Annotated in this window: 8 protein-coding genes; 3 read left to right on the top strand and 5 right to left on the bottom strand. The window is 44.9% G+C overall.

The genetic code is table 11. The features are described from left to right. The first annotated feature begins 208 nt into the window (after nt 1–208). Entirely contained in the window at nt 209–406 is a 198-nt protein-coding gene (locus DYADSP32_RS06990) for a hypothetical protein (protein ID WP_149243398.1), read from the top strand. Nucleotides 407–562: 156 nt separating this feature from the next. On the opposite strand, the gene DYADSP32_RS06985 is transcribed toward DYADSP32_RS06990, so the two are convergent. Further along, the gene (locus tag DYADSP32_RS06985) at nt 563–787 is read right to left on the bottom strand and encodes a DUF2905 domain-containing protein (protein ID WP_149243399.1); all 225 of its coding nucleotides are present in this window, start codon (nt 785–787) and stop codon (nt 563–565) included. 443 nt (nt 788–1,230) lie between these two features. Between DYADSP32_RS06985 and DYADSP32_RS06980 the strand changes: the two genes are divergently transcribed. Further along, entirely contained in the window at nt 1,231–4,407 is a 3,177-nt protein-coding gene (locus tag DYADSP32_RS06980) for a two-component regulator propeller domain-containing protein (RefSeq protein WP_149243400.1), read from the top strand. A 56-nt stretch (nt 4,408–4,463) separates the two neighbouring features. Here the strand turns inward: DYADSP32_RS06980 and DYADSP32_RS06975 are convergent, their stop codons facing one another. Continuing rightward, nucleotides 4,464–5,105: a response regulator transcription factor gene (locus DYADSP32_RS06975; RefSeq protein ID WP_149243401.1), complete on the bottom strand. Its 642-nt coding sequence runs from the start codon at nt 5,103–5,105 to the stop codon at nt 4,464–4,466. Between the two features lie 423 nt (nt 5,106–5,528). Between DYADSP32_RS06975 and DYADSP32_RS06970 the strand changes: the two genes are divergently transcribed. Further along, complete coding sequence (locus tag DYADSP32_RS06970) at nt 5,529–6,278, top strand: GntR family transcriptional regulator (protein WP_149243402.1); 750 nt, start codon at nt 5,529–5,531, stop codon at nt 6,276–6,278. Here DYADSP32_RS06970 and DYADSP32_RS06965 read toward each other — a convergent pair. From DYADSP32_RS06965 to DYADSP32_RS06955, 3 genes are read right to left on the bottom strand one after another with little or no spacing between them, the layout of a single operon-like run. Then, a complete protein-coding gene (locus tag DYADSP32_RS06965) occupies nt 6,275–6,976 on the bottom strand; it encodes a GDSL-type esterase/lipase family protein (RefSeq protein ID WP_149243403.1) in 702 nt (233 codons plus the stop codon). The genes DYADSP32_RS06970 and DYADSP32_RS06965 overlap by 4 nt on opposite strands. Further along, nucleotides 6,973–9,810 carry a glycosyl hydrolase gene (locus DYADSP32_RS06960; protein ID WP_149243404.1) on the bottom strand — a complete coding sequence of 946 codons (2,838 nt, stop codon included), beginning with the start codon at nt 9,808–9,810 and terminating at the stop codon, nt 6,973–6,975. Before DYADSP32_RS06960 ends, DYADSP32_RS06965 begins: the two co-directional genes overlap by 4 nt. A gap of 8 nt (nt 9,811–9,818) precedes the next feature. After that, nucleotides 9,819–12,755 carry a glycosyl hydrolase gene (locus DYADSP32_RS06955; RefSeq protein WP_149243405.1) on the bottom strand — a complete coding sequence of 979 codons (2,937 nt, stop codon included), beginning with the start codon at nt 12,753–12,755 and terminating at the stop codon, nt 9,819–9,821. Between the last annotated feature and the right edge of the window lie 2 nt (nt 12,756–12,757).

The raw sequence follows: 12,757 nt of genomic DNA, 5'->3' as shown, positions 1-12,757 counted from the left end.
AGGGCTGTCTTTATGTGTGAATCGCTCAGGCGGACTGTAATGAGTCCTGGCGGGTAATTTACGTTTTTTAAAATTCTTTTCATAAAAATGAAATTGTGATCATTTTATCTGCCTCCGCGAAGGGTATTTTGGTTGGAAGGATCTGCACGGTTATAAATAGTTTGGCATCGTTTTTTAGCTTTTGTGGATCTAATCATTATTTCAAATCATGGAAAATATCAGCATGCCTTCCAATCATTCTGAGGTTCGCTTTACGGATCGGGATGGGCAAACACATCAAGGGGAATATCGTGAAGTTTTAAAAGCATTTGTGGATACAGAAGGGGGCAAAGATCCCGATGATATACGCAATATATATTCGGAAGACCGGATTATTGATTGGCAGTATCTCCATTCAAATTCCTGAAATAGGAATTTTTCAGCGGTGAAGGGGTCATAAGGAAAAAAACAACCTTTCCGGGTACAGCCTGGGATCGTTCTTAATGTCAGTTTTGAATAATCCAACAGGGCCTTCTGCGGTGATGATCCGTAGGAGGTTTTTTTGTGATCATGAGCTCCTTAACTACATGAGTTTTCTGATCAGCCATAAAATGAGATTGGCAAGAACACTGAGGGCGATCATCGTGGTTACTGGAAAGAAAAGCCGGAACTGTCCCTTTTCAATGCGTATATCCCCGGGCAACTTGCCCAGCCATTGTAGCTTATCGCTGAACAGGTAAATCAAAGTACCTGCAATGACCAAAATTACGCCAAAAAGGATAATGGTTTTGCCAGTAGTTTGCGTCATTGTTTACATGGTGAGGAGAACGGAAGAATTTTCACACTGTAAGAACGTGAGAAGACTCGAAATATTTAGCAACTTGGGCTTGTTTGGATTCGAATTGTTATGATTTAGTAAATTGCCAACAGTTGTTCCTGTTCTGGGTTGTTTGAGGCGTTCCGGATTGTGGTCATTTTTTTTCCTGAGCAGGATGGAGTTGGATGAAATGTTAAATTCAGGATAGGTGACTTCATGTATAAGTCCTTTGCCTTTGGTATCATCAGATGTTTGGTGGATTTTTTTAAGCTAATCATCGAAAAGGGATGTGTAAATAGCCAGGAGGTGCCATGGAGTCGTTGATTAATAGAAAATATTCTATAAAAATAATTCTAAAATTAATCTGATTCATGGGTTACTTTTCGTGAAAATCCGGTCTTAAACGTGCATTCTTACAATCTACAACTTTATAAATGAAACTTGCCTGGGTAGTCGCTTTGTTTTGTTTATTCTTGAAAATTGGCACCTGTGAAGCACAGCCATACGGTGATTCGGATGGAGGGCCATACGCGTACAATCACTATACGAGCGATAATGGTCTGCCACAGAACAGCGTCAAAAGTATTACCATGGACCCGGATGGCTTCTTGTGGCTGGCTACCGAGAGTGGCCTGGTTCGGTTTGACGGCCAGGAATTTTACACCTTCAACAAAAGCAATACCTTTCTCCACAGCACAAGATTTTATTCACTTCAACCGGATTTGACCGGAAAAACCAGGAAAATATACGCCATATCTGATAATTCGCAGGCGGTTCGTATTGAAGGCGCCAATGCCGTACTGGATTCGATTTACAACAATTCAAGTCTGAGTCGGTTACCTCATTTTCGGGAATCCTATGATAAAGTTTTTATAACCTCCGGTTCGCCGAATTACATGTCTGGGCACGAGAAGACACTCATCTACATCGTTCTGGTTCCAGGCAAAAACGGAACATTTTTTCTGCTTAAAAACGAGAAAATTTCTTATTTTAGTGATTGGAAACGCAGATGGAATCTACCGTTCAAAGTAAACTCGATTGAAGATTTTTTCTCAATCAAAGGAGAGTTGTTTCGTTCTTCGAGTTCGGGGCAAATTTTCAGGGTTTCCGACAAGAAGCAAAACAGAATCTACCTCCATGGTGACATCCTGGGCGACCCCACCTATCGCGACAGTCCGCAGAGCGCCAAAATATACTGGAATTCAATTTCCGATCAGACCTTTGTGCTGATAAACAACAAATTCTACCGTATCGAACAGACCACCGCGAATGTTTGGAACACCCGACTGATCCTGACCGGTTTTGATTTTAAAGCCAATAATATTCGTACCGTTCATTACGACTTGCCTTCGAAAAAATTGTTTCTGGGTAGTGTAACAAACGGGCTGTATGTGTTTTCGAAGAAAGATTTTCGCACGCTTCGGTTTGGTGAAAAGGACATGGATAATATATTTTATGCACAGACATTGTTTGGCCCAAACAATGTTGTAACGCCCAATGGAACCGTAATCGGTCTCGATGAAAGCACTGAAAACAAGTCATTACGGAAGTCGGCGATTCCCACACTCAAAAATATTTCCAGGTATGATTACAGAAGTATTTTTACCGACGCCAAGGGAAACATCTGGTCCAAGTCTTTTGAATTCCTCTATCAGTTTGACCCTACCGCAAGGAAAATATTACGTTCCTGGAATCTGAATGATGAAATAAAAACGCTCTATGAAGGTCAGGATGGGCGAATATGGATTGGGACAAAGTCGCTTGGGTTATTTTATCTGGATAGTGGTGACGCTAACCCCAGGGCCTATCCGGGAAAACCTATTTCCAACGTGTCGTACCTGGCTCAGGCCACCAGTAAATCCCTCTGGGTGGCCAGCCAGCAAGGTTTGTTTTTGGTGGATCTGGCCACCGGAGCTACGCAAAGGATCAAGGGCACAGAAAAGCTCAACATCCGGGCAGTATACATTTCTCCCGACGATGAAAACGCAGTTTTCTTTTCCACTTATGAAGATGGTATTTTCCTGTTCCGGAAAACCAGGCTTGTTCAGTTTCCATTGGATGGCAACAAATTCCTGGCCGTAGCGCATTGCATGATTGAAGATAACAAAGGGTTTTTATGGGTCACGACCAACAATGGTTTGTTCCAGATCGCCAAAAATGACTTGCTTCGGTATGCCCTTTCTGCGCCACCTTACCAATCATTACCGCAAAAATCAAGCAGTAATCCGCAGGATTTATTTTATATGTATCACGCAAAGGATCGGGGGTTTTATACCAATGAATTCAATGGCGGATGCCAGCCTTGCGCTCTAAGGCTGCCAGGCGGACAGCTTTCGCTTCCATCACTCAACGGACTGGTATGGTTTAGCCCGGAGCAGATGCACAATGACTTGCCCGTTAACAGAATCATTTTTGACCGTCTGGACCAAAGGGGTAAGATAAGCTTTGTAAATGCTGATACGATTAAACTTTCGGTGAATCCGAAACAGATCGGCTTTCACATCACGGTACCGTATTTCGGCAACAGAAGTAATCTGCATCTGGCTTACACCCTTTTGCCGGTACAAGCTACGCCGTCTGCTTTGGACTGGATAACGCTAAAATCGACCGATCCTGTTGTCCGCTTTTCGGAGCTGGATCCTGGGGAATATGTATTGACAATCAAAAAGTTAAATGGTTTCGGGAAGGGTAATTTTGCTGTCAAGCGCATCATCATCATGGTTCCTCCTCACTGGTACGAAACATGGTGGCTCCGTTTATTGGTCGTGATGGTAGTTTTGGCGGGATTGTATGTGTACATCCTTTTTAGAACCAGATATTTAAAAGAAAGAAATTCGGAACTGGAAAAACAAGTGGAGAGAAGAACAGAGCGTCTTCAGGATACGCTTATTGCACTTCAGGCATCAGAAAAGGAGCTGAACCGACAGATTCATATTCAAACCCGTCTTATTGCTTCTATCAGTCATGATATCCGCACACCGCTAAAGTTTATAGTGGCATCTGCCAAAAGAATTGAGGGATCGATGAGTAGGAAGGAGTATGCCGTCATCAACTCGTTCAGCGGGAGCATTATATCCTCAGGTACCCGGATGGCCCACCTGCTGGAGAACACCATAGGCTATATCAAAACGCAGGTTTATGGAAAACATATTCAGTTAAAGAAAGTAGCGCTGCTCTCGCTGATTCAGGAAAAGTCGGAACTGTTTGCCCCTTTGATGAAGGAACAGGGCAACCGCTTTGTGTGCGATATCAGTGCAACACAAATGGTCGAGACCAATGAGCAATTGTTGGGCATTATCATTCACAACTTATTGGATAATGCTAATAAATATACTTTTGAAGGGGTGATTTCCGCTACCATTGAAATCCGCCGTGGACAAGTGAACCTCATCATTTCGGATACGGGTCCTGGAATACCTGAGCATTTTCTTTACTGGCTCAATAGTCCCGCTTCGATCGATGTTACCGAAACGATGGCCTCTCTGGATGTGCAGTACAACGGCCTGGGGTTGATCATCGTAAAGGAAATTTCTCTTCTGATCCATGCAACCATACTGGTTGAAAACGAAAATGGAGCAAGGATTCACCTGATATTCAAGTCCTCCGATTAGTTTAAAAGTATCCTTTTCAGCACCGTTAGCGTCTCAGGATTATCCCTGACACAAGATTACAGAGAATAGTATTTCTTATAAAGGTCAATCACATTTGTTACGTCCATCTTTTGAAAAATCTTGGCTTTATGCGTACTTACCGTAGTGGGATTCAGGTTTAGCTCAAGTGCAATGTCCTTGGTCCATTTACCCTGCAGCAATAATTCCATGACCTCTGTCTCCCGGGGTGACAGCGCCGAATCATACGACTCGTCTGATGAGGGGGATTTGTCAAAAAAGCTGCTGGTAATTATTTCTTGCACAGTGTCACTAACATACTTTTTGCCGTTCAGTATCATTTTTACCGCCACAGCACATTGCTCGAAAGGAGCATTTTTTGACAGAAATCCATTGGCACCGGCTTTCAGAAAACGGATGGCATGGGGATTTTCGTCCTGACCCGTAAAGACCAGAACATTTACATTGGGCTGGATGCTACGCAGGGTTTCGACCATTTTATATGATTCTCCTCCAGGAATATCCACATCAAGCACAATAAGATCTACAGGCGGTCCTTCGGTCAACAGCTTTTTTCCTTTGGGAAAAGATCCGGCCTTTCTGAATGAAGCCTCAGGGAAATCCTCCATGACAAGTGCTTCAACGGCGGCAGACACCACTTCGTGATCTTCGATGATAAGGATATAAGGGTATGTCTTCATGATTTCGGTTACTTGTAGAGGTAAAATAGTTATTCATTTCAAATATATTGCTAATAATCAAATTTTTATTGCCGTATAAATTTGATTAATTATTTAATTGTAGACGGATTACGTAGACGGAAGGCGATAATTGTGTCTGATGGTTACCACATAACGAGGTGAAACTGGGCTATCCTGGTTTGTGAGACTGTATACGTTGAGCGGGGTTTGGGCTTGGTATATTATTTTCTGTTTTTTTTACTGTTCTTTTACTTTTCCAGATTTATCAACATCTCGTTTCGAGAATCGTAAGGCTAAATCTTATCAAAATTGTGTTTACCTTTCTCTGCTGGGACGTACAAATCTACCTAGTGGTATTTTTTTAGGATTTATTTCTATTTTTGAATTTTTCTTTGATATTTTTTCTGGGTGAATAATTCAGCTATGCGACCAAAGTTTCTGAGTATAAGTGATACCGTGATCGATATGATAAAATCGGGCGAATTACAGCCTGGTGATAAAATTCCTTCTGAAAATGAGTTGATTAAAAATTATAATGTCAGTAATACCACGGCCAGAAAGAGTTTACTGGAAATAGAGAGCAGGGGATGGGCCAAACGTATTAAGGGCAAAGGTACTTTTGTGCTTAACCGAACGGTCGACCATCACCTGATACGGACACTGGGCTCGATATATGCCACACGGCGCGGATTTCATGAAAGTCTGCTGGCCGAAGGTTTTAAACCCCATAACCTGGTTCTCGAAAAAACGGTGCTGGATGACGGTATTTCGTCAGAGATAGGAGGGAAGCATTTTATCCTGGACGGGCCTGTATTGAAAATTCATCAGTTACGTTATGCCGACGATGAGATAATTAAGGACGAAATCAAATACATTTCCCTCAAATTGTGCCCGAAGATCAACCGAATGCCAACGGAAATCTCTTATTTCAAGGTTTACGAAGATACCTATCATCTGCGGATTGACGAAGTGAAGCAGACCCTGAGTGTGGAAATTATTGAGCCTGATGCGGAGAGTAATAATTTTGAGCTGATCAAGGCTACACCGATGTTTATACTCGATAGCGCCGTGATCTGTAAGGATGATAAAGTGGTGGAAATTGAGCGCTCTTTCTACCGGGGTGATAAATACAAGTTTGCCATCAGTGCCAATCCTGATTACAATGATGTTTAAAACCATGCCAAAATTTTTCCGGCAATGAGCGCATGTCCAGCCTCATTGGGATGATTGACCGATGACATGAAACTGGCTAATTTACCGTCTTTCGCAATCTTTTTGAAGTCAGCATACGGGTCGGCCAGGCCGGTTTGGTATTGCCTCGCCAGTGTCAGGATCTGGTCTGCATATGGATCCAGCGGGTTTGATGGATTGCTGATATCGATCCTTTGATCTGGTGACGGAGTAACCAGGATCACCTTTACACCCTTGGACAACGCCAGTTTTATCATCTTCTCCAAAGCTTCCCGTGTTTGGTCAAGTGCCATAAACCGGTCATTTAGCGCGTAATCGATGAACAGCACATCGGGCTTGTGGACGAGTACATCACTTTCAAATCTTGCTGCACCTTTTATTGAATTTTCGCCTCCGATAGCGGTCACAATGACGTTGATGGGTACATAAGGAAATTTAACTTTCAGTTCTTTCAAAACCTGGTTGGGATACGATTCCAGTGTATGCACTTCGTGGTTATTCCAATATCCGGCGGGTACAGAATGTCCATGAAAGACCAGATTGATCGTCCGGTTTTTGGGCCACTGGATCGTCAGTTCTCTTTTAATATCTGCCAAATAGTCTGCGCTTTTGGCAATTTGCGCCTTGGCGAGTGATGGTAGTAAGCCGACGATAATCAAAATAAAGGAAAACGCTTTCATGGCTGGATGGGTTGAAGTGATTCAATGTATACTGGCCCGAGTAAACCCGATTTTTTTAGAGGTACCTGATCCCAGGGAGTCAGGTTTTTGTTGGCTTTTACGATGTTGGTTTTGGTGTATTTTTTGCCGGTTAGGGCATCACCGGTAAGCCGGTTGGACCAGGTATTGGCTACTTCAACGCGTAGCGTATTTTTCCCATTCCTCACGATTCCTGAAATATCAAATCGGTGGGGAAGCGACCAGCTGATTCCCAATGATTTGTCGTTCAGCCACACTTCGGCTACCTCCGTCACATTGCCAAGGTCCAGAAAGGTGCTCATTCCTTTTGTGGGTGCTGTCAAGTCAAAGGTTTTGGAGTACGAAGCAATTCCAGAGAAATACTTCACTTCCGGGTCATTGGATTCGGTCCAGGAGGACAGGCCAGTGGTATGCGTATGTGCCGGAACACCGAATTTTTCCGGAAAGGTAAGCTTCCAGTCTCCTGCGATTTCCGTTGTGAGCGATTTCGCTTTTATCGTTTTTTTAACCGTCCCTTTCACAAGATCGTAACTGCCGCTTTGCAGTACATAAGTCTGATTGTTATGGTAATGAATCCGCGGCGGGTCTGGGTCGGACGACAATATGTCGGTATAGGCAGCTTTGCCAGGTTCATTGGTAAAAACAACAAAAAAAGAGCCATATGGAGGAAGGGTTAACGGCAATTCCATTTGCTTCCCTTTTTGCTGATAAATCTGTACTCTTGACATCGTTCCGGTTACAGGATCCCATATTTCGGGCGACTTATTTTGTTGCCGGAATGTACATTTTTTTGAAACCCACTGGTTGGTGGTATTCCGGAGTAAATAGAAATCCTGCCTGGGTGTGTCGTAATGAATGAAGTCGATGGCTCCTTTGCCCTGATCGGGGTAAGCGAAATCGGGAGGGAGGTTCAAGGCTTGCAGCATGTGATCAGAGGCCAGTATGCCTCCCCGTTTCTGTAACCGATCCAGTTTTGCCCGGGCTTCATCGCCGATCAGTTTATCTTTTCCTATTGCCAGCACTTTGTATCGGCCCACACCCGGGAGCACCCATTCTCCGTTTTCTACAATCAGGTCCCGGAGCAGTATTTCGGTATTAAGCACTTCGTAGTCGTACCCGTTGCCAACTTTGAATACCGTATTTTTGGGTGGGACAAGGTTTGGGATATCGTCCCCATAATAGTAGAGCACATCAGATGCGAACCGGGCGTTTTGCAGGATGTAGGAAATACGACTCAGATAATCGTTAAAAGGCTTGATTTTGGGCCACCAGGTATTCCGGTCATTGTAATGTGTCCCGGCAAAATAGGCAATCCCGGGAAGCCCCATTTCTGTCGGGTTGTGCGGGAATCCATGAATTACCAGGCGATTCATCCCTTCGCAGAACGCGCGGTCTGCAATTACACGCAAATCGCCCGGGCCTTCCTGCCAGTCCCAGTAGCTGGTGAAAGATTCTTCCTCTACAATTCCCTGTTTGTAAATATGCGACGCTGCCGCTATTTCCTTCACCAGCCAGATGTAATCAATGAGACTGTCGGCCTTGAAAAAAGTGCGGTTGTACCAATATTCACCCCTGGGTACATCCAGTGCGCCAAGGGCTTTGAGGGTTTCCACAGGGATATGGTGCAGATGGCCCGGCCCGCCCGATTCTGAAATAATTTTAAGTCCGTATTTATTTGAGATTTCTTTTGCTTTCCGGTAATGATTTCTGATCATCAGCTCCGAAAAGGTTCTGGAAAAATCAATGTTAAATTTTTCGGTTGTTTGGGTATTGAAAAACTGCGGGTTATAAACGGCCGGAAGGAATTTGTAAATATCATAACCGTTCAGATTTCTAAAAGTGGCGGGAAGTAATGAAGTCCATGCAAACTCCTTGGCTTCATAACTGGCCAGATACAGATTTTTTAATGCTGTTTTTGAAAAATCACCGAATAACGGTTTCAGCTTGTCGATGAAATACATCAAATGCATTTCCGTGGCTGTTGAATCAAAGTGATCGATGATTGGGCCGGCTGATTTCTCTGAGGGACGGATCAGTTGCTCTCCGGAATTGGAACAAATGAAGCGGTACACATCCCAAGCGCCCTGTGGTACTTTCCAGTTTAGTATTTCGGTTTTTGGGTCGAAGTAGGCGGTGATGTTTAAGATCGATGTCGTGTCTGCCAGATTTTGGACGCTCGTTGGAACGGCGATCACCGCGATCTCTTCCCTGTATACAGGTTTTCCATCACTTCCATATTGGATGGGTCGAGGTTTGCCTGCCCGGTCGGATGTGATGACCGGAAATGGTAATTTCGTTTTACCAGGTCCTGATCCGTTCAATGTCGTTTTGGAGAAATACAGGGTTTTGGATGCAAATTTTGGTTCTACCCAGGAGCCACCTGCATTCCAGCTACTGGCGAGGTTGAAGCCTACTTCCAGGCCGAGTTTGCCGGCTTCATGAACGGCAAATTTTATCGTCTGGAGGGATTGGTCACTCATGAAAGCAGGACCGGCGGGGATAATACTGTTCGGGTCACTCGCTGGTGGTAACCCTATTTCGAAAATATCCACGCCCCCAAGTCCTGCGTTTTTGATAGCAATGAGTTCTTCTTTCAACCTTTTGTTGTCGGTATAGCCATTCAGCCACCACCAGTAGACCTTTGGCCGCGCGGTGCCTTGGGGATCCTTGAAATGGGACCTGAGGTTCTGTGCATAGGTTTTCTTGCCCGCACCACATATAATGCCGATCAGGAGAAAGGGAAGCAAAAGAATCCTTGGTATCTGAGAACCAAACCTGGATTTATTTCTCGAAAATGACATTTTATCAGATCTCATAGCAGATTTTATTTAAGAACTTTAACGGTATTCAGTTGAACGGGGCCGATCAGTCCGGAGGGTAGCAAAGGTGTTTCAGTCCATAATAACTCCCGCGAGCCCCGCACATTGAGGTTGGTTTTGGTGTATTTTTTTGAACTGGTGATATCACCAATGATCCGGTTGGACCAGGTATTAATCACTTCTACGCGCAGCTTGTTTTTGCCTTCTTTTAGTTCTTTGGTTACATCAAAACGATATGGTTTTGTCCACGCGATGCCCAGTGATTTACCATTCAGCCACACTTCGGCCACCCGGGCTACTTCCCCCAGATCCAGGAAAACGCGCTCATCTTCTTTAGCTTTAAGGCCGTTGGTAAATTCTTTATCGTACATACCTGATCCCGAATAATGACGGATTCCTTCATCAGGGGATTTGGTCCAGGAAATGAGTTCCGGCAGGACAGCCGATTCCGGCGCTCCCCAGCCTTTTGTGAAAGATATATTCCAAGGGCCGCTCACAGGAACGGAGCGCACATTTACGTCAAGCTTGCTGGACTCTCCGCTTTTCAATGTATATGAACCGTTTTTATGAAAAAGCATCCCATTTTCGCTGTACTCGATATCAACGCTGGAAGAAGCTGCGATTGCCGTGTAGTGGTCGCCAGGCTTTTTGTCGTTGAACACAATGAAATAAGAGCCGAACGGCGGTAAAGTAAGCGGGATTTCAATGCCTTTATTTGTTTGATTAAACACAGGCAATGGACTGACTTGGCCTGTAACCGGATCCCATAGCTGTGGTGTTTTGCCTTTTTGACGGAATGTACAAAGCCGGGATACCCATTCTTTACCCGTATTTCGTACAAAATAAAAATCCTGCCCCCCTTTTTTCTGATGAATATAATCCAGTGCCGGCTGGTCCTCGTGCATGTAGTCGAGCCGGGCGGACTGCTTGTCGGGGTAGTCGAAATCCGGCCCTATATGCATTGACCTCAGAATTTCTCCAGAGGGTGTGGTGAAGATTTTTTTCTCAGAAGAGTAGAAGCCCGAAGTGCTCCAGAGCGATCGTGCGCGGTCTTTATTCTTACCAGTCAGGGCAGTTGGCATGGAGCCTGTGATGACCGCACCCGCTTTCAGCAGCTTTTCGAGTTTCTCTAAAAGTGCGGGATTTTTACCCGAAATTTCACCCAATGCAAGTACCCTAAACTGTGCGCCATAGGGCAAGGTAAGGAGCCCGTTTTTCACCGTCAGCTCTCTCAGCAGTATTTCGGTGTTGATAATTTCGTAATCATAACCCGAGCCTACGGCGAATCGGGTGTTTTTGGGTGTAACAAAATTGGGTGTCTGATCTCCGTAATAATATAGTACATCCGCTACAAAATCGGTCTGTTGCATGATGTAGGAAACCCTGGCCAGATAATCATTGAATGGTTTTACTTTGGGCCACCAGGTGGTTTTGTCATTGAAATGGGTGCCGGCGGCATAATATATACCCGGGTATCCAACGCCATTTGGATTGTGACTGAAACCGTGGATCACAGGGCGGCTCATGCCTTCACAGAACGCGCGGTCTCCGTTAGGTTTCATGTCACCCGGACCTTCCTGCCAGTTCTGAAAACTGGTGAAGGCTTCCAATTCAGTAATTTTTCTTTGATAAATGTGTGATGCAGCAGAGATTTCCTTGACCAGCATGAGCAGATCAACGCTATCGGGCTTGTGGTCGAACCGTGAATGGTTGATCCAAAATTCTCCTCTGGGAACATCCAGTGCGCCTAATGCTTTGATCCCTTCGACTGGTACATTGTGTAAAGGAGGCCCGGGCCCACCCGATTCTGAGATCAAAGCCAGCCCATATTGATTAGCGATCTCCTTACCTTTTCGATAATGATTATTGATCATCAGCTCAGAGACGGTTAGCTCAAAATCGCGCTTGAAATCGGGTGAAACGATGGGGCCAAAAATCTCTTTGTCAAATAATGCCGGAAGAAATTTATTCACATCATAGCCATGCAATTTTTTAAATTCCGCAGGCAGGGTAGGCGTCCAGATCGTTCCCGTGGCTTCAAAACTTGCCAGGTACAGATTTTTGAGAGCAGTTTTGGTGAAATCGCCCAGAAGGGGTTTCAATTTTTTAATAAAATACTCAAAATGAACCCTTGTAGCCGTTGAATCAAAATGGTCAATAATCAGTCCTTTGGAATTGGGACTTGGCAACTTTAACAGCTCCCCGGTGCTTACGCACACATACCTAAAAATGTCCCAGTCGCCGGCAGGAGCCTTCCAGTTGAGCACCTCTTTGTTTTGATCGAAGTAGGCGGAGACGTTTACAATCGATGCGGTGTCCAGATATTGCCCTTCCTTGCGGGCTGGTATGGCCAGCACAGCCACTTCCTTTAGATAAGCGGGCTTTCCGTCTGCTGTCAGTTGCACCGCAGGCGCCTTTCCCCTCTCATCCTTTTTCAAAACGTCGGAAAAGGGTAAGGCTAATCCGGCACCCGATGCAGCATTCATTTTTGTTTTGGAATAATACAAGGATTTGGCGCCGTGTTCGGGTTGGATCCAGGTTCCGCCGGCGTTCCAGCTACTCGATAAGTTTAAACCTACTTCCAGACCCAGCCTGGTGGCCTCACGGATGGCCAGCACAAGGTGTTTCAATGACGCATCGCTCATAAATGGGGGCCCTGAGGGCACCATGCCATCGGGACGAAAACCAATTTCAAAAATATCGACACCGCCAAGTCCGGCGTTTTTGATCGCAAGTAGCTCTTCTTTTATGCGGATGGAGTCGGTGTAGCCATTCATCCACCACCAATACACTTTTGCACGAGCCGTTCCGGTGGGATTTTTGAAGCCTTCCTGTAAATCGGAGGAAATGGTAACCGGACTTTTCCCAGCCGGCTTACCACAGGAAAAGTAAAGCATCGGGCAGAAACATATGGCGATGATCCCCAAAAGAATGTTTTTCATAG

Origin of the sequence: Dyadobacter sp. 32 (assembly GCF_902506755.1) — a bacterium.
Classification (GTDB): Bacteria; Bacteroidota; Bacteroidia; order Cytophagales; family Spirosomataceae; genus Dyadobacter.
This window is presented reverse-complemented; position numbering and strand designations above follow the sequence as displayed.

Coding starts and splice junctions, on each gene's coding strand:
- DYADSP32_RS06990 (WP_149243398.1), top strand. CDS start 209: ATGGAAAATATCAGCATGCCTTCCAATCATTCTGAGGTTCGCTTTACG.
- DYADSP32_RS06965 (WP_149243403.1), bottom strand. CDS start 6,976: ATGAAAGCGTTTTCCTTTATTTTGATTATCGTCGGCTTACTACCATCA.
- DYADSP32_RS06985 (WP_149243399.1), bottom strand. CDS start 787: ATGACGCAAACTACTGGCAAAACCATTATCCTTTTTGGCGTAATTTTG.
- DYADSP32_RS06980 (WP_149243400.1), top strand. CDS start 1,231: ATGAAACTTGCCTGGGTAGTCGCTTTGTTTTGTTTATTCTTGAAAATT.
- DYADSP32_RS06955 (WP_149243405.1), bottom strand. CDS start 12,755: ATGAAAAACATTCTTTTGGGGATCATCGCCATATGTTTCTGCCCGATG.
- DYADSP32_RS06960 (WP_149243404.1), bottom strand. CDS start 9,810: ATGAGATCTGATAAAATGTCATTTTCGAGAAATAAATCCAGGTTTGGT.
- DYADSP32_RS06970 (WP_149243402.1), top strand. CDS start 5,529: ATGCGACCAAAGTTTCTGAGTATAAGTGATACCGTGATCGATATGATA.
- DYADSP32_RS06975 (WP_149243401.1), bottom strand. CDS start 5,105: ATGAAGACATACCCTTATATCCTTATCATCGAAGATCACGAAGTGGTG.